Annotated in this window: 16 protein-coding genes; 9 read left to right on the forward strand and 7 right to left on the reverse strand. The window is 63.4% G+C overall.

What is annotated here, in order from left to right; genetic code table 11:
- The first annotated feature begins 31 nt into the window (after positions 1-31).
- Positions 32-2305, forward strand: a complete 2274-nt coding sequence (locus tag H1B27_RS36275) for a hypothetical protein (RefSeq protein ID WP_197969344.1) — start codon at positions 32-34, stop codon at positions 2303-2305.
- Between the two features lie 236 nt (positions 2306-2541).
- On the opposite strand, the gene H1B27_RS36280 is transcribed toward H1B27_RS36275, so the two are convergent.
- The 6 genes from H1B27_RS36280 to H1B27_RS36305 form a co-directional block, all read right to left on the reverse strand.
- The gene (locus H1B27_RS36280) at positions 2542-3759 is read right to left on the reverse strand and encodes an acyl-CoA dehydrogenase family protein (protein ID WP_197969345.1); all 1218 of its coding nucleotides are present in this window, start codon (positions 3757-3759) and stop codon (positions 2542-2544) included.
- A 172-nt stretch (positions 3760-3931) separates the two neighbouring features.
- Positions 3932-5143: an ABC transporter substrate-binding protein gene (locus H1B27_RS36285; RefSeq protein ID WP_061878089.1), complete on the reverse strand. Its 1212-nt coding sequence runs from the start codon at positions 5141-5143 to the stop codon at positions 3932-3934.
- 210 nt (positions 5144-5353) lie between these two features.
- A complete protein-coding gene (locus H1B27_RS36290; protein WP_061878090.1) occupies positions 5354-5929 on the reverse strand; it encodes an HdeD family acid-resistance protein in 576 nt (191 codons plus the stop codon).
- Positions 5930-6075: 146 nt separating this feature from the next.
- Entirely contained in the window at positions 6076-6972 is an 897-nt protein-coding gene (locus H1B27_RS36295) for an alpha/beta fold hydrolase (protein ID WP_197969346.1), read from the reverse strand.
- Positions 6973-7008: 36 nt separating this feature from the next.
- Complete coding sequence (locus H1B27_RS36300) at positions 7009-7836, reverse strand: HD domain-containing protein (RefSeq protein WP_061878646.1); 828 nt, start codon at positions 7834-7836, stop codon at positions 7009-7011.
- A gap of 225 nt (positions 7837-8061) precedes the next feature.
- Positions 8062-8961: a LysR substrate-binding domain-containing protein gene (locus tag H1B27_RS36305; RefSeq protein WP_197969347.1), complete on the reverse strand. Its 900-nt coding sequence runs from the start codon at positions 8959-8961 to the stop codon at positions 8062-8064.
- Between the two features lie 151 nt (positions 8962-9112).
- On the opposite strand from H1B27_RS36305, the gene H1B27_RS36310 reads away from it, so the two are divergent.
- The 5 genes from H1B27_RS36310 to H1B27_RS36330 all read left to right on the forward strand — a co-directional run bounded on the left by H1B27_RS36310 (position 9113) and on the right by H1B27_RS36330 (position 14239).
- Entirely contained in the window at positions 9113-10264 is a 1152-nt protein-coding gene (locus H1B27_RS36310) for an ABC transporter ATP-binding protein (RefSeq protein WP_197969355.1), read from the forward strand.
- On the forward strand, positions 10257-11204 hold the full coding sequence (locus H1B27_RS36315; protein ID WP_197969348.1) for a carbohydrate ABC transporter permease: 948 nt from the start codon (positions 10257-10259) through the stop codon (positions 11202-11204). The genes H1B27_RS36310 and H1B27_RS36315 overlap by 8 nt, the downstream gene beginning before the upstream one ends.
- Positions 11201-12037, forward strand: coding sequence for a carbohydrate ABC transporter permease (locus tag H1B27_RS36320; protein ID WP_197969349.1), 837 nt, complete (start codon positions 11201-11203; stop codon positions 12035-12037). The genes H1B27_RS36315 and H1B27_RS36320 overlap by 4 nt, the downstream gene beginning before the upstream one ends.
- 28 nt (positions 12038-12065) lie before the next feature.
- Complete coding sequence (locus H1B27_RS36325; protein WP_197969350.1) at positions 12066-13346, forward strand: ABC transporter substrate-binding protein; 1281 nt, start codon at positions 12066-12068, stop codon at positions 13344-13346.
- Between the two features lie 68 nt (positions 13347-13414).
- Positions 13415-14239 (forward strand): phosphodiesterase, encoded by an 825-nt coding sequence (locus tag H1B27_RS36330; RefSeq protein ID WP_197969351.1) that lies wholly within the window; start codon positions 13415-13417, stop codon positions 14237-14239.
- A 193-nt stretch (positions 14240-14432) separates the two neighbouring features.
- Here H1B27_RS36330 and H1B27_RS36335 read toward each other — a convergent pair whose 3' ends face one another.
- Entirely contained in the window at positions 14433-15080 is a 648-nt protein-coding gene (locus H1B27_RS36335; RefSeq protein WP_197969352.1) for a TetR/AcrR family transcriptional regulator, read from the reverse strand.
- Positions 15081-15312: 232 nt separating this feature from the next.
- Here H1B27_RS36335 and H1B27_RS36340 point away from each other — a divergent pair, with 232 nt between their 5' ends.
- From H1B27_RS36340 to H1B27_RS36350, 3 genes are read left to right on the forward strand one after another with little or no spacing between them, the layout of a single operon-like run.
- Positions 15313-16206 carry an NAD(P)/FAD-dependent oxidoreductase gene (locus tag H1B27_RS36340; RefSeq protein ID WP_197969356.1) on the forward strand — a complete coding sequence of 298 codons (894 nt, stop codon included), beginning with the start codon at positions 15313-15315 and terminating at the stop codon, positions 16204-16206.
- A 56-nt stretch (positions 16207-16262) separates the two neighbouring features.
- Positions 16263-16640, forward strand: coding sequence for an antibiotic biosynthesis monooxygenase family protein (locus H1B27_RS36345; protein WP_197969353.1), 378 nt, complete (start codon positions 16263-16265; stop codon positions 16638-16640).
- A 38-nt stretch (positions 16641-16678) separates the two neighbouring features.
- Positions 16679-17152: a methyltransferase family protein gene (locus H1B27_RS36350; protein WP_197969354.1), complete on the forward strand. Its 474-nt coding sequence runs from the start codon at positions 16679-16681 to the stop codon at positions 17150-17152.
- Positions 17153-17643: the final 491 nt, after the last annotated feature.

Consider the following 17643-nt stretch of genomic DNA (forward strand, 5'->3'; position numbering starts at 1 on the left):
ATCTCGCGATCATGAATATTCGGGCGTCGCAATGCGAACGATCATCGTCTCGTTCTGGTCCGGCCTGATTCGGCTCTGGGAGATGTTGCTCTACCGCGCGTGGATCAGCACGTTTGCACTTGCAATGCTTGTCTTGCTTTTGTGCTTCAGCGGCCAGACGCGAGAGCTGCTCGGGGGCCTCAACTTCGCACTCACTCCAAGACATTGGATCAGATGGATCGGCGCAGATTCACAAACCATCGGTTGGACCCTGTATGGAGCGTTCTGGCTGAGTGCAGTCATTGTCGCGGCGGCGCTGTCGATTACAACTCTTCTGCTCGGGAATTTGCCGCTCCGCCGCTGTCAGCAACGGAGCCGTTCCGAGCAAGCTGAGCCGCTTGTCGGACTCGTTGCGGCGCTCATATTCGTCGGCAGTTTGGCCCTTATCCACTATGCGTTCATGTACGCAAAAGTGCCTAGTTTCTTTCCCAAACAGGCAGTTCCAGGAGCCATTTCGCTCGTCATAGCACTTGGCTATGGGGTCTTTTGCTTGCGATCGAACGATCCGCATTGTGAGACAGCGGCCCTCGCCTTCATCGTCTCTGCCATCGCGACCTTCGTATGGATGACGATGGACGAAAGATCACGAAGTGAGGACGATCTCGTCGCCGCGTTGATAAGTATGTTTACGCCGCTCGCCGCGGCTCTCTTGACGATTTGGGCACGACGTCACATTCCTGCACACCTCTATCCCTCGACCAAGGTCACAACCTGCCTTCTGGTCGGCATCATTTCGCTCATGGCGACCGCCCGGATCGCCCTGTCTTACGGATTGTTGCAAACAGCCGTCTGGAGTGTTGGCAGCATTCCGGTCGTCTTCCTCTTCTTTGCGTGGGCGTGCGTCTCCGTTGCTCTCCTCATGGTGCTCACGCATCGGCTGACCGGGGTGCGAGGCATCGATCCCGTTTTGGCCATTCTGTTGATTGCGGTGTTGGTGCTCAACACCCAAGAGAAATACGGACGAGAGGAACTGGAGCTCTTGGCGCCCTCCGCCGCGACGAGCGGAGACTGGGCCGTGGTCGATCGACCCGGCGTGCAGCTTGCCATTTACGCCGATGGCGGAGGTCTTCGGGCTGCGATGTTCACCGCCCAGGTGCTTGCCATGGCCGACGACTCGACATGCGGAAAGTTTGGAGAGCATGTTTTCGCTGCCAGCGGCGTATCTGGAGGCAGTCTTGGCATCGCCATCTGGGCGGTCCTGCGTCAAGACTACAAGCAGGCACAAGGCGATAAAGCGTGGTCCGACTGCCGGCCCGGCAAGGCTTTCGGATCGCCGACGAGCGACCTCGTCTACGGCGTGCTCGCACAAGACCATCTATCCAAGGTGCTCGCCGGATTGTTGACGGGCGATCTGTTCTTGCCATGGGGCAACGCAGTCCGAGGGCAAGCTCTGCTCGATAGCTGGCAACAGTCGATCCTGGATGCTTTCGGCTACAAGGAAATTTCCGGCGCTGTCGGTCTCGCCCGACGTCTCAGCAGTGTTCACGCAGGCAATTCAGACCGGCCGCCCTATTTGCTGTTTTCGACGACGAATGTGCAGACCGGACAGCGGACTGCGTGGTCAAATGCCCCGTGGTGGAATGCGCGGGCGGGTCTCGACGACATTCCGGCCGGAATTGCCGTGCTCAATAGCGCCCGTTTTCCGGTCATTTCTCCGGCCGGGGTCGCAACGAAGAACGGCCAGGAGATCCACGTCGTCGACGGGGGCTATTTTGATAATTCGGGCGCGGCGACGTTGCGCGCATTTTTGAGCAACAGCCCAAACGTCAAGAAGCCGGCAGAATTGAAGATCGTGCGCCTGAACGGCAACACCCGTCCTTCGGATCATCGATGCGCCGCCTGGCAGCAGGCGCTTCGCGACAAAGGGTATTCCCGCTGGTTCTTTTATCCACCGATCCGATGGGAACCTGAGAGCGAGAGCCTGCTGGCGCGACTGTTCAGATGGTCCGGGTTACGCGCCTATGTGAGAGCGCGGGATGCTCATACGGACGAAGCGGTGGAGATCACACCTCCCGAGCGCACCTATGATCTCGACTATTATCGAGATTTCCAGATGCGCTGCGGCCGGAACTTGCATACGGCAAGCGCTTCCCAGAAGCTATTCCCGCCATTGAGATGTGTCAGACGCAACGAAGAAATTTGCCTCACGGCGCAACATGCGGCCGAGACGCCACTGGGATGGTACTTAACTCTGGGTGCAGCCGACCAGATCAGCAATCTGGCTGCCGAGCAGGCGAAGGAGCTGATCGGGCTCATCTTCCCATAGTGATCGACAAGGCGGTCCATCACCCCGCACCGCCTGCGATCGCCCTAGTCCGGCCACGGGCGTCCAAATAGGATGCGCTCCTGCATTGCCGCGAAGCTCGCCTCCGTATTCGTCCTGTCCATCAACCGGACGCGCTTGCTCCGGCCAAATTTTCCGACGAGGCCGCACGGCCATTGGCCGGCGCCGCGCTGCCATCGCCGATCAAGCCGACATCGAGGAGCGACTGGAATAAGCCGTCACGCCATGCCTACCCCGCCCCGCCCGATCAGCTCCTTGCCCAGCGCGGCGAGATGCACCTGGTCCGGCCCGTCGCCGATGCGGATGAAGCGGGCATAGACGTAGGCACGCGCGAGGAACGTATCCTGCGAGACGCCGGCGGCGCCGTGGATCTGGATGGCGCGGTCGATGACACGGGCCGCCATGCTGGGGACCACGATCTTGGCGGCGGCAATCAGGTCGCGCGCGGCCTTGTTGCCGTCGCGGTCCATCCTGTCGGCCGCCTGCAAGGTGAGCAGTCGCGCCTGCGCGATCTCGCAGAAGGAGTGCGCGATGTCCTCGCGGACCGAGCCCTGCTCGGCGAGCGGCTTGCCGAAAGCCGTGCGCGAGACCGCGCGCTGGCACATCAATTCCAGCGCGCGCTGGGCGCAGCCGATCAGCCGCATGCAGTGGTGGATGCGGCCGGGCCCGAGCCTGCCTTGCGCGATCTCGAAGCCGCGGCCTTCGCCGAGCAGGATGTTTTCGGCGGGCACGCGGACGTTGTCGTAGACGATCTCGGGATGGCCGACCGGCGCATCGTCGTAGCCGTAAGTGAGCATGTCGCGGACGATGCGCACGCCCGGGGTATTCTTCGGCACCAGGATCATCGATTGCTGGCGATGGCGGTCGGGATCGTCGGGCGCGGTCTTGCCCATCACGATCAGGATCTCGCAATCCTCGTTCATTGCGCCCGAAGTGAACCATTTGCGACCGTTAATGACGTAGTCGTCGCCGTCGCGCCTGATCTCGCACTGGATGTTGGTGGCATCGCTGGAGGCGACCTGCGGCTCCGTCATCGAGAAGCCGGAGCGGATGCGTCCCTCCAGCAGCGGCTTCAGCCAGCGCTCCTGCTGCGCTGGCGTGCCGTAATTGGCGAGCACCTCCATGTTGCCGACATCGGGGGCCGAGCAATTGAACACCTCGGGCGCCCAGAGAATGCGGCCCATGATCTCCTTCACCGGCGCATATTCGAGATTGGTCAGGCCCGGGCCATGCTCACCTGACAGGAACAGGTTCCAGAGCCCCTGCTCCCGCGCCAGCCGCTTCAGGTCCTGCAAGACAGGCGGCGTCTTGTAGCGCGATGCTTCCGGCTTGACCTGCTCGTAATAGAGCTCCTCGACCGGCTCGACATGCGCCCGCATGAACTGGCGAACGCGGTCCTGGAGCTCGAGCGAACGGGCGGAGTGTTGAAAGTCCATGCTGGTCTCCTTCTTCCTTCTCCCCTTGTGGGAGAAGGTGGCGCGAAGCGCCGGATGAGGGGTTCTCTCTGCCGGCAACACCATTCGTGAGGATCGAGACCCCTCACCCGGCTGCGCTTCGCGCATGCACCCTCTTCCACAAGAGGAGAGGGTGCACCACCTCCTCGGCCTCTCACGTCCCGCGCAACAGCTCGCTCGCCACGACCCAGTCGTTGCCGTCGAACTGGAGCATGTAGCCGTCCTTGATGGGGCGGAAATCCTGCGGCGTGGTGTTGAGGGTGATGCCGGGCATCAACAGCGACAGCGGCACGTTCTTCAGGTTGGCGGCCTCCGCCATGATGTTCTCGCGCGTCAGATTGTCCTTGCACTGCCTCAGCAGCACCACCAGCGCCTCGGCGACGGTGTAGCCATAGAGGCCGGCGACGTTGTTGACGTCGGCATTGGGCAGACGGCGCTTCATGAAATCGATATAGGCCGTCATCGCCGGATCGTCCTTGGGCTCGGCGACGAACGGCTTGAGCGAGCCGAGCGACAGCACGCCCTTGCCCGCGTCGAGGCCGGCCGGCACCATCACGGTCGCCTTGTTGGCGCAGCCGCTGGCGATGAAGCGCGTCGGCTTCCAGCCGACCTCATGGGCTTTCCGGATCGCCTGCGCGCAGGCGCGCGGCGTCACCGAATAGATCAGGAAGACGTCGGCCTTGGTATTGGCCAGCGTCAGCACCTGGGAATCGACGGTGGGGTCGGCGACCTCGAAGCTCGAGGCCATCGCGATCGCCTTGTCGGCCTCAGTGCCGAGCGCCTCCTTGACGCCGCGCAGATATTCCTTGCCGGCATCGTCGTTCTGATAGAGCACCGCGAAGCGCGCGTTCGGGTTCTTGGCGCGGGCATAGGCGACGTCGATCGCGGCCTCGCTGGTGTAGTTCGGCGCCCAGGGCAGCGCCATCGACCAGGGCATGTTGGCCGGATCGTTCCACTTCGAGGCCGAGCTGATCAAGAAAAGCTGCGGCACCTTGTTGCTGTTGAGATACTTCGCGATGGCCGAGCTCGGTGCGGTGCCCATGGTCGCGAAGATGAAGGCAACGCCATCGCCCTCGACGAGGCGCCGCGCCGCTTCCATGGTCTTGGGCGGAGAGAAGGCATCGTCGAGCGAGATCAGATTGAGCTTGCGGCCGCCAACTCCGCCCTTCTCGTTGATCTCGTCGAAATAGGCGGAGATCACCCTGCCCGTGATGCTGAGCGGCGAGGCCGGGCCGCTATAGGGCATGGTGTTGCCGATCTTGATCTCGGTGTCGCTGACGCCGGGACCGTAGGACTTTTGCGCGAAAACGGGCGTGGACAGGCAGCCGGCAGCCAGCGCTGCGGCCAGGGCCAAAGCGGCTCTCATGGTTTCTCCCCGGTGATGATCGCCCGCGCGAGGCGGTCAGCGCCTGCGCGGCGTGCTGCTTTCTTGTCAGCGCGTCAGATCAGCGGAGTTCTGCAGGATGGTCTTGCGTCGAGTTGCTGATGGCCCGCGTCGGCCTGGCGCATGAAGCCATCGCTTCACCTCTCCCGACGCATGAGATGGAGATAAAGAGAGAGCTGCGCGCGCCTGCGCTCAGCCTCGCCGCTTCAGGCCAAAGCCGAGACTGATCCACCCGGCTCCGGCCATGATCAGGTCGATACCGAGAAACAGGCCGAGGATGTAGACGCTGTTCACGGGCCAGCGCGCCACGATGAGCAGGCCGAGCAGCAACGTGATCGCGCCGGAGAGCGCAACCCACACCCACGGGCTCTCTCGTTTCATGCTGAAGGCGAGAAACAGCCTGACGGCGCCCGAGGCGATCAGCGATGCTCCCAAAAACAGCGTCAGCAGGACTGCCGCAAGCAGCGGATTCGCGAAGGTCAGGAAGCCGGCGACGATATAGAGCACGCCGAGAAACGCCCAGATCAGGAATTTACCCCAGCTCTTCATCTGGAATGCGCCGATCACCTCGGCGACACCAGCCACGATCATCATCGCGCCAACCACGATCACGCTCGCCACCGTCGCCATCACGACGCTGCCGAGAGCGACGAAGCCGGCGATCAGATAGACGACGCCGAGCGCGACGATCCAGCCCCATTTGGCATGCAGCGCGGCGATGCCCGAACCGAGGCTCGCTTGATGAGACGTATCCGAAGCACTCGTCATGGCCGCCACTCCTGTGCAAAGCCCGGAGGCACAATTCAAGATAGCACGAACCGGACCGGGACGACAGCCAGCAGAACACTCCTCATCGGCAGCAACATTGACGCAAATCAAGATCGAATGCGGCGAATGCGTCTGTGCTGCAATGATCAGGCGCGCTCGGCTGCGTTGCGAATGTCGAGCACGGCCTGGGCCCATTCGGCGGGCCGCTCCTGCGGCAAATTGTGGCCTGCATCCTTGAAGACGCGCCGCTCGAAGAATCCCTCGAACTTGCGCGCGTGGTGGGCCGTGCCCGGATTGACGCCGTCGCTATCGCCATCGATTGCAATCGTCGGGACGCGGATCGGCGGCTGCGCGGCGAGCTTCGCCTCGATCGCGGCATAGGCGGGGTCGCCCGCCACCAGCGCATAGCGATGGCGGTAGGAGTGGATCACGACATCGACGAACTCAGGATTGTCGAAGGACACAGCGCTCGTCTCGAACGTCGCGTCGTCGAACGCCCATTTCGGCGACCACATCGTCCAGAGCTGGCGGGCAAAGCCGCGGCGGTTGCGCTCCAGCGCGCGGCGGCCGCGCTCGTTGTGGAAGAGATATTGATACCAGAGTGCCGCCTCCTCCGGCGGCGAGGCCGGCTCCATGGCGCGGGCGATGTTCTGGATGTTGTAGGAATTACCGGAGACGAGCCCGATCACGCGCCCCGGATGGAGCGCCGAGACCACGCAGGCCGCACGCCCGCCCCAATCATAGCCGCCGACGACGGCGCGCTCGATGCCGAGCGCATCCATGAAGGCGAGGAGATCGGCGCCAAGCGCCGCCTGCTCGCCGGAGCGCAGCGTCTCCGGGAATCGAAACCGCGTCGGGCCATAGCCGCGCAGCCAGGGCACCAGCACCCGTGCGCCGGCTCGTGCAATGATCGGCGCGGTCTCGGCGTAGGCGTTCACGTCATAGGGAAAGCCATGACCCATGATGCAGGGCCAGCCCTCCGGCACGCCGTATTCGCGGTAGGCGATGTCGAGGACGTCAGTGGCGATGTTTTTCTGTTGCATGCGTGTCTCGCGGAGTGACCGCGATCGTAACCCGGCCTATCTCTGCGGACCGGACAGCGAGATGTCGCGTTCGGCGCGGAACACGTTGCTGTAGAGGTTGGCGATCCATTGCCGGCCGATCTCGGTCTTGTTGAGATAGCCGATTTCGGTCTGGATGTGCGGTGCGACGCTGTTCCAATAGAATTGCGGGTAGCGATTCACGATGTCGGCAGGCGAATCGTAGCCGAGCTGACGGTTGATGCCGACCTCCTCGAACTCGTAATACAGCGCGTTGGCCTTGCGCAGATAGTTGGGATCGCCGAGCTGGCCGATGAAGTCGGCCGCACGCAGGATCGAGGCTTCGTGGTCATATTCCTGGCCTTCACGGGCGGGAAAGCGCGTCCCTTCGATGGCGCGCGCAATGCGCTCCGGGTCGAGACCGCGGATCGGAGGCAGCCGCCGCAGCACGAACAGTTTCGAGCGATCGACGTGATACATCATCAGACTGGCATCCGATGCACCGCGCGGCAGCGACACCTTGGTCCCGGCCTCGTCGATGATGAAACCGTCTTCGTCATCCTCCGGGAACAGGCCGCGGACATAGCCGATGTCGTGCGCCAGGCAGGCGATCAGGATGTGGAGGTAGTCCTCCGCCGCAAGATGCGCATGGAGATTGCGTCCCGAGAGGATCGCCTGAGCGGCCAAAGTCACGAGCATGGTATGCTCGATGTTGTGGTAGAGCGCGTCGCTGTTGCCGATACACTCCATCGCGGTGCGCGTCGATCCCTCCAGCACCCGGGCGGAAGGTTCGTCGTACCGGCGACGCATGAACCGACCCAGCATCTTCTCCAGGGTTTCGGCAGCCAGTCTCGGTAACGTCATCATGGATGCAGCCTCGTCCGCCGCTGGTGTCCCATGCTCTCTCCCGACGTCATTCTTCTCCTCGACGCAGCGGGGAGCATAGCCCATCTTCGGCCGGGTCACCAAACTCCGAAGCAAAAATACGTAAATATCTTGCCGTCCCGCCGCGCAACATCACGGTTGACGCCACAGTATACCGCAACCAAAGGTGCCGGAGGGCCGGGGTCGACTCCAGGCCCGACTGCCGCATCAGGGCGCGGCCAGCATGGCAGCACCTTCGGCCGAGCGCGAAAGACTTCTGGCCAGATAGAACAGTTCGACCAGCTTGCCGCGCTTGCCGGCCAGCGAGAAGATGTATTCGGGCGACTCTGTCTCGATTTCCGCGATCGCCACCTTCGCGATCCGGTCGATGCGGCTCGAGCCGTGCTCCCAGACAAAACCGACACCAAGCCGATTGGCAACCGCCTCCAGCATCCCCTCGCGTGTGTTGACGATGATCGCGGGAGTGGCGCGCAGGTTGACGGCGCGAAGGGCCCTGTCGACGGCGCGCTGGGTCGCGGAATCCCGGGTCCGAAAGACCAGCGGATATTGCACGAGGCCGGCGATGGACACGCGCGATTCACGACTGAGCTCGTGAACGGGATGACAGATCGCCACGACGCGCTGCTGCACGCAGGGCTCGCGCCGGAAGCGGTTGTCCTGCGGCACCTCCGGCAAGACGGCAACGTCGACGCGCTGGTCGACCACGGCGGCCATGATCGCCGACCAGCTGCCGATCTCGATGTTGATCTGGATCTTCGGATACAGATTACGGAACGCCGCGATCAGCGCCATGCCCGGCATGGCGTTGCCAAGCCCGATGCGAAGCTCACCTCCCGTGAGCTCATCGCGCTGCTGCAGGATGGCCAGTGCGTCCGCCTCGATCGCCTGCATGCGGCTCGTCGCTGCGTAGAGCCGGCGGCACAGCGGCGTCGCGATCAGAGTCTGGCCGTGCCGGTCGAACAGCGCCACCGCGAACTCGGCCTCCAGATCGCGCACGAGCTGGGCAACGGCCGGCTGCGACACCCCAAGCCGCCTTGCTGCGGCGGCAAAGCTGCCGGTCTCGAACACCGCATTGACCGCCCGGACACGCGAGGACGTCAACGCCACGACAACAACCCCAAGTCGACCCTCCGTCTGCCGAACCGGCAAAGGCAAAACCTGGGATGACCATAAGGACGGCCATTGACCGTTATGTGAATGTCAGATGCGCTCCCTACTCCTCATGCGCCGCAACAACGCCAGCAGGGGACCAGCGCGCATGGCGCAGATCGAGCTTTCCGCAATCCGCAAGTCCTTCGACGGCACGGACGTCCTGAAGGGCATTGATTTCCGAATTGAGGACGGCGAGTTCATCTCGCTGGTCGGTCCTTCCGGCTGCGGCAAATCGACCCTGCTCCGCATCATTGCCGGCCTCGAGCCGCAGAATTCCGGCCAGGTCCACATCGACGGGCGCCCCGTGGACGCCATTCGCCCGAGCGCGCGCAACCTCGCGATGGTCTTCCAATCCTACGCGCTCTATCCGCATCTGAGTACCTTCGACAACATTGCTGTGCCGCTCAGGATGCGGCGCCTCTCGGCGATCGAACGGCTGCCGCTGCTGGGCAAGCTGCTGCCGGGCCGGCGCGCCAAGGAACGGCACATCCGGGCCGACGTCGAAGGGATCGCCGAGCAGCTCGACATATCTCCATTACTGCGGCGCAAGCCCGGGCAGTTGTCCGGCGGTCAGCGGCAGCGCGTCGCGGTCGGACGCGCCATGGTGCGCGAGCCGCTGGCCTTTCTGTTCGATGAGCCGCTCTCCAATCTCGACGCAAAGCTGCGTGTCCATATGCGCGCAGAACTCGCCGAGCTGCATCGCCGCCTCAAGGCGACGTTCGTCTACGTCACGCACGACCAGGCCGAGGCGATGACGATGTCGAGCCGGATCGCCGTCATGATGGGCGGTGAATTGATTCAGGCCGGGACGCCTGCGGAGATCTACAACGACCCCCGCGACATCCGTGTCGCCGAATTCATCGGCAGCCCCAAGATCAACGTCCTGCCCGGCCGGATTCGCAAGGACGGCGGCCTCGACGTGCTCGGGACCGCCGTGAAGCTTTCATGCCAAGCGGCGGCTGGCGAATGCCGCGTCGGCGTCCGCCCGGAGCGGATCGACCTCGGCGCGGGGCCGTTCTCCGGAACCGTGGTCCATCTGGAGAATCTCGGTGCGGAAGCTTTCGTGCACCTTGCGATCGAAGGCGCCGGATTGCGCCTGATCGCACGGCTCGCGGACGTCAGACAATTGCCTGCGATGGCCAGCTCAATCACCTTCGGTTTCGCGCCCGACGCGGTGCGGATTTTCGATCCGGCCGGGAAACGGATCGAGATCAGACTGGAGCAGCCCGAGCGCGTCCGTGAGCCCGCCCATGTCTGACGGCTCCATGACCATTGGCGCGGCCATCGCTCCGGCAGGCGCGACGAAGCGCACGGTGCAGGCCCATGGCAGCCGGCGGACATACTCCGCTTACGCCCTGGTGACGCCGGCAGCAGTGCTGATGCTGATCATGCTGCTTGGTCCGCTCGCCGGCGTGATCGCCCTCTCCTTCACCGACTATCAGCTCGGCGCGCCGCATTTCTCCTGGATCGGCCTTTCCAATTACCAGGACCTGTTCGCCGACAAGGTGTTCTGGACCGCGCTGCGCAACACGCTGGCTTACGTCGTGATCGTGGTGCCCGGCGCCGTGATCGCAGGCCTTGCCATCGCGCTCCTGATCCAGAGCGGCACCAGCCTGCGCAGCCTCTACCGGACGATCTATTTCCTGCCCGTCATGGCGACCCTGATCGCGATGGCGGTGGTGTGGGAGTTCATGCTGCACCCGCAATTCGGCCTGGTGAACGGGATGCTGCGCGGCGCGGGTCTGCCGGCCTTTTCCTGGCTGCAGGACCGCAGCACCGCCCTCTATGCTCTGTGCGCCATCGGCATCTGGCAGGCGGTCGGCTTCAACATGGTGCTGTTCCTCGCCGGCCTCGTCTCGATCCCGAAGCAGCTGTACGAGGCGGCCGAGATCGACGGCGCCTCGAGCGGCTGGGCCCGCTTCCGTCTCGTGACCTGGCCGATGCTGGGGCCGGTCACGACCTTCGTCGTCGTGATCTCCGGCATCCGCTCGTTCCAGGTGTTCGACACCGTGCACGTATTGACCAAGGGCGGCCCGTCGAAATCCACCGAGGTGCTGATCCACACCATGTACACGGAAGGCTTCGAGTTCTTCCGCTCGGGCTATGCCGCGGCGATCACCGTCGTCTTCCTGGTCTTCGTTCTCCTGCTCACTTTGATCAAATCGAGGCTCGCCGATCGCGGCGTGCACTACACATGAGCAACGCGCATCCTATCCCGTTCCGGGCGATCCTCCGCCACGTGCTGCTGATCGCGGGCGCCGCGCTCATGCTGGCGCCCTTCATCTGGATGATCTCGACCGCGTCCAAGCCGCAGACCGAGATCTTCTCCAGCGAGCTGCACCTGATCCCGCACCAGTTCGCGCTGGCGGAGAACCTGCGCGACGCCTTCGCCAGGGCCAATCTCCTGCGCTTCCTGCTCAACGGCGTCATCGTCACGGTCTCGATCTTCGTGCTGCAGGTCATGGTGGCGCTGCCGGCGGCCTACGCGCTGGCAAAGCTTCGCTTCCGCGGCCGCGAGGCGCTGTTCGCGCTCGTGCTGTTCGGGATCCTCATCCCGCCGCAGGCGACCGCGATCCCCGTCTTCCTGATGCTGCACAAGGCCGGTCTGCTCGACAGCTATGCCGCGCTCGTCCTGCCGTTCACGATTTCGGTCTTCGGCATCTTCCTGATGCGCCAGTTCTTCAAGACGGTGCCCGACGATCTCGTCGATGCCGCGCGCATGGACGGCATCTCCGAGTTCGGCATCGTCTGGCGGGTGATGCTGCCGGCCGCGATTCCCGCAGTGACCGCCTTCGGCATCTTCTCCGTGGTCGCGCATTGGAACGACTATTTCTGGCCGCTGATCGTGCTCAACAGCGAGCAACTGCGTACGCCGCCGCTCGCGGTCGCGCATTTCCGCAACAACGAGGCCGGCACCAGCTACGGCCCGCTGATGGCCGCGGCGATGGTGATCATCGCGCCGCTCGTCATCGCCTTTCTCTTTGCCCAGCGCCGTTTCATCGAGGGCATCACCCTCACCGGCATCAAGTAACCGCGTCACCTCAAACAGGAGTCTATCCATGCTGAAGTCCATCATCGCCGCGGCGGCTTTGTCGCTCGTGGCCGGATCTGCGCTCGCGCAGACAAAGACCGAGATCGTGATGCAGTATCCCTATCCGGAGCTGTTCACCGAGACGCACAAGCGCATCGCCGAGGAGTTCGCCAAGGTGCACCCGGAGATCAAGGTCACCATGCGCGCGCCTTACGAATCCTACGAGGACGCCACCCAGAAGGTGCTGCGCGAAGCCGTCACCAACCAGATGCCCGACGTGTCCTTCCAGGGCCTGAACCGCATCCGCGTCCTGGTCGACAAGAACATCCCGGCCGAGCTCGGCGGCTACATCGCGGCCGAGAAGGATTTCGACAAGCAGGGCTTCCACCAGGCGATGTACGACATCGGCACCGCCGGCGGCAAGGTCTACGCCCTGCCCTTCGCGATCTCCCTGCCGATCGTCTACGTCAATCTCGACCTGGTGAAGCAGGCCGGCGGCGACGTGAACAATTTGCCGAAGACCTGGGACGAGCTGATCGCGCTCGCCAGGAAGGTCAAGGCGCTCGGCAACGACACCAACGGCGTCACCTATGCCTGGGACATCACCGGCAACTGGCTGTGGCAGGCGCCGGTGTTCGCGCGCGGCGGCACCATGCTCAATGCCGACGAGACCAAGGTCGCGTTCGACGGGGCGGAAGGCAAGTTCGCCATCAACACGATTGCGCGGCTCGTCAACGAGGGCGGCATGCCCAACCTCGACCAGCCGTCGATGCGCGCGGCGTTCGCGGCCGGCAAGACCGGCTTTCACATCACCTCGACCTCCGACCTCAACAAGGTCACGCAGATGACCGGCGGCAAGTTCGCGCTGAAGACGATCCCGTTCCCGGACGTCGTCGCTCGGAACGGCAGGCTGCCGGCCGGCGGCAATGTCGTGCTGATCCTCGCCAAGGACAAGGCCAAGCGCGACGCCGCCTGGGAAGCGGTGAAGTTCTGGACCGGCCCCAAGGGCGCCGCGATCATGGCGGAGACCACCGGCTACATGCCGCCGAACAAGGTCGCCAACGAGGTCTATCTGAAGGACTTCTACGTCAAGAACCCCAACAACTACACCGCCGTCAGCCAGCTCGCGCTGCTCACCAAATGGTACGCCTTCCCCGGCGACAACGGCCTGAAGATCACCGACGTGATCAAGGATCATCTCAACGCGATCATCTCCGGCGCCCGCGCCAGGGAGCCCGAGGCCGTCCTCGCCGACATGACCGCGGACGTGCAGAAGCTGCTGCCGAAGACCACCGGCGCGGCGCGCTGAGGGTCCTGACATCCGCCGGCGCGGGACGCCATCAGCGCCCCGTGCCGCACCAATGACTGGAGATGGCGATGAAACTGCTTCATCTGAGCGACATTCACCTCACGACGCCCGGCTCCACCATCGGCGGCCGCGATCCGCGGGCCAATTTCGAGCGGGCGCTCGCGCATGCGCTAACCGATCATCACGACGCCGAACTGATGGTGATCACCGGCGACCTCTCGGATTGGGGCGACCTTGCCGACTATCAATGGCTCAAGCAGCGCATCGACGAATATCCGCTGCCGATCCGGCTGTGCATCGGCAATCACGACCGGCGCGCCGCGTTCCTGAGCGTGTTCCCCGACCTCGCCGACGACAACGCCTTCGTCCAGGGCATCCAGGATACCGCCGCCGGCCGCTGCCTGTTTCTCGACACCGCCCATCCGGAAACGCACGCCGGCCGCTATTGCGAGGATCGTCTTGGCTGGCTCGAGGCACGGCTGGCCGAGCATGACGGGCCATTCCTGCTCTTCATGCACCATAATCCCATGCCGGTGCATCTCGTCCCGTTCGACCAGATCCGCCTGCTCGACGAAGCTCCATTCCGCCATGTCGTCAGCCGCCATCGGGCGAAGATCCGCCACGTCTTCTTCGGCCATTGTCACTTGCCTCTTGCCGGCTCGATTGCCGGCGTCCCGGTCTCATCGCTGCGCGGCACCAACCATGCGAGCTTTCCGCTGTTCTCCGAGACAGCGCTGCTGAGCGCGTCCGACCTGCCGCAATCCTACGGCGTCGCGTTTTTCGGCGAGGATTACGTGACCGTGCACATGGTGGAATACGGTTACGACGGTCCGATCCGCACCCAAGGTTCGCCCGACTACAAGGCCTGGGATCGCGCGACCATGGTCCGGTGACGGGCGAGCGCCGACCGTTTCCAGGGCGTATGCTGACAGACGCTGCACTTCTTGGAGAGTCCGCTCCACCTCTATAGCGGCGCGTTGGCGTCCCTCACACTAGGTCGGAGATGGGCCAATTCCAACCAGACTTGGCTTACCGATCCAAGCCGCTATCTGGCGCATCGAATACCATGGGTATTTCACCGCTAGGCTATCCGCCCGCGTGCTCGTTGCCACCGTGCGCGGCGATGAACATGGCGACGGCCGACCGGCAATAGGATTCGATTTCGTTGTCGTCCTCTGCTCTCGCCTGATCGAAGCGTGCGATCATCAGGAGATCGGAGCCTTTGAAAAGCGCGGCAAACAAGCGGGCGGACCGGAGAGGATCGGGCACGTTCAGAACCGCCTTCGCGTGCAACTGACGCAACAGGGCCTCGATTTGGGCGATGATATGGGCGGGGCCGGCTTCGTAATGGAGCTTGCTCAACGACTTTTGACTCGTCATGTCGGCCAAGACCATGGCTTCGACATTGCGGACGTCCGGGCGCAACAGCGTGCGAAGCAGTGATGATCCCACCGCCATGAGCTGATCTTCGGCCGAACCGTCGACGCCTTCAAAAAGGGCCTGTGGTATTAACTGATGGCAGCGGGCCGCAAACGCCGCGCCAAACAGCGCCTCCTTGTTCTCGAAGTGCCGATAGATGCTGAGCTTGGATATCTTCGCTCGCTGGGCGACCTTGTCCAATGTCGTCGCTTGAAAACCCAGTTCCGCAAAAAGTTCGCCCGCGGTGTCGACGATCGTTTGGCCAAGCGCCTCGTTGGCTGGCCGGCCGCGCCGGCCCTGGCTGTTTTTGGTCACGACAATTCCAGTCCTTGACAGTATCGTATTTCGCATATTAAGATACCATTTAGTACCCGAAATGCGCAAGCGCATTTGTCGGACGATCGACGGCCTGAAATACGAGAGATCCATGCAGCGACGAACCCTGCTGAAGCTGGCCGCGGCGCTTTCCGCCATCGGCATCGCCCGCGCCCCGGCCACCGCCCAGTCCGGCCCATCCTCTTCCATCCGCAACACGGAGTTCACCACAATGAATGACGTCATCATCATCGGCGGCAGCTTTGCCGGCCTCGCCGCCGCCCTGCAGCTCGGCCGTGCCCGCCGCAAGGTCACCGTTCTCGATACCGGCCTGCCACGCAACCTCTTCGCCAGCCATTCGCATGGCCTGCTTGGCCACGATCACAAGCCGCCGCTGGACATCCTGGCCGAGGCGCGGCAGCAACTGGCGCGTTATCCCACGATCAAGCTGGTCGGTGCCCGGGCCGAAAGCGTCTCGGGCGCCATCGACGATTTCACCGTCCTCACTTCCGAGGGCGAAAGCTCTCGGGCGCGTCGCCTGATCCTGAGCTATGGCGTCGCCGACCAGATGCCTGATGTTCCGGGCTACGCCGAAAGCTGGGGCACGTCCATCGTGCCCTGCCCCTATTGCGACGGCTTTGAAGTCGCCGGCCAGCATTGGGGCCTCGTCTGGTCCAGCCCGCAGTCGCACAATCAGGCCCGGCTGTTCCACGATTGGACTGACAAGTTGACGCTCTTCGCCGATGGTCACGACATTCCGCCCGATATCCAGGCCGATCTGGCGCGCCGCAACATACCTGTCGTCAATGGCCGGATCGTCGAGATCTCCCATCACAAGGGCCATATCGCCACCGTCAATCTCGCTACCGGCCGCAATGTCGCGGTCGACATCCTGTTCGCCAATCCGCGCACCAAGCCGTCCGCAAGCCTGCATGAATCACTGGGCCTTGCCACCGTGCCTACGCCCGTCGGCATCGTCCTCAAGGTCGACGAGCGCCGCCAAACCAGCATGCCGGGCATCTACGCCGCCGGCGACCTCGCCACGCCCTTCTTGCCCTCGGTCACCCAGGCATCATCGCAGGGCGCGATGGCGGGTATCTTCGCCCAGCAGTCGATGGTGGTTTGAGAGCAAGCAGCATCGATCACGCCAGTTTCAATTTCACAATAGACAGGAGCGCCACCATGGCCGCCATCAAACCATTCAAGCCCCTAGACCAGAAATTTCCGTTTGACCGCCAACTCAGTATTGCGGCCGCGCCTGTCGTGCTCATCAACCTCTTCACGATCGATCCCGCCGACGAAGCGGGATTTCTGGACGCTTTCAAGGCGGCTGCCGAGATCATAACGAAGCAACCGGGCTTCATTTCCATGCAACTGCACCGAGCGCTCGGCGAAAGCCCGACTTATCTGAACTATGTGGTATGGGAATCCACCGAGACCGTCCGCGCCGCCTTCGCCCATCCCCAATTCGTCGGGAAACTTCCAGCATATCCTTCATCCGTGGTAGCCAGGCCGCACCTGTTCCAGAAGGTCGCCGTCCCCGGCTTTTGCACTGCCTGACTCCGGCTGGTTTTACAGCACAGATTGGAGGGATGAGCATGGCCGTCGAACCGGACAGCGCGGGTGTGCGCTTCCCTCCGCCCTTCGTCTATCTGGGAGCGCTGCTGTTGGGGCTGGCGGCGGAGCGGTTCGTCACCCTGCGCTCTTTCGGCATCGACTGGCGGTTGCTGGTCGCGACGGGCGCGCTGCTGTTCGTTGCCGGCGCGGCGATGATGCTTGCGGCGGCGGGGCTGTTCCGGCGGCTGGGCACCAACGTTCCGCCGTCGCAGCCAACGACCCTCATCGCAACGACCGGTCCTTATCGATGGACCCGCAATCCCATGTATCTCGGCATGACGCTTATCTATGCCGGCCTTGCGATCGGCTTTGACGGGCCGATCGCCTTTGCCTTGCTCCCGTTGGTGCTGATCGCGATCCAGACGCAAGTGATCGCCCACGAGGAGCGCTATCTCGAAGCGAAGTTCGGCGACGACTACCGCCGCTACAAAGCCGAGGTTCGCCGCTGGCTCTGACTATTCCGCCGCTGCCGCCATGCGGGGCCTTCTGATAAACCAGAACCGGCTTCCTTGCCACGAGCTTTCGTATTCTGAAGGTTGCGGGCCGGTGTCACGGAAAACTGACCGGCCGGCTGCCCCCGTAGTACACCAGCGCCTGAGCGTCGATGACGCCGCGGAGGCGGCGCGAGCGGTCAACAGTGCCCTAACACGTCGTCCGTGAAGAGCGGCTAAGCGATTGAGCTAGAATCGCATTTGTCTTTGTGGGCTGTTTTGCGATTGCAGGGTTTTGATGCTTGGGGCATCGGAACCTTGCAATTTCATTTTCAGGATTCCGTCGAATCGCCAGTCATGATTCCGTCGTCGCATCGGAGGTGGCGATGCGACCGAAGAAGCACAGGACGACGGAATCGGGCGATCTGTTCCGGGCCAGGCTGGACCAGATCATCAATATGAAGCACGAGCTGGTTCAGCTTGCCGGCAAGGTCGATTGGGACTGGATCGACGGC

It is taken from the genome of Bradyrhizobium diversitatis (assembly GCF_016031635.1).
GTDB classification, from domain to species: domain Bacteria; phylum Pseudomonadota; class Alphaproteobacteria; order Rhizobiales; family Xanthobacteraceae; genus Bradyrhizobium; species Bradyrhizobium diversitatis.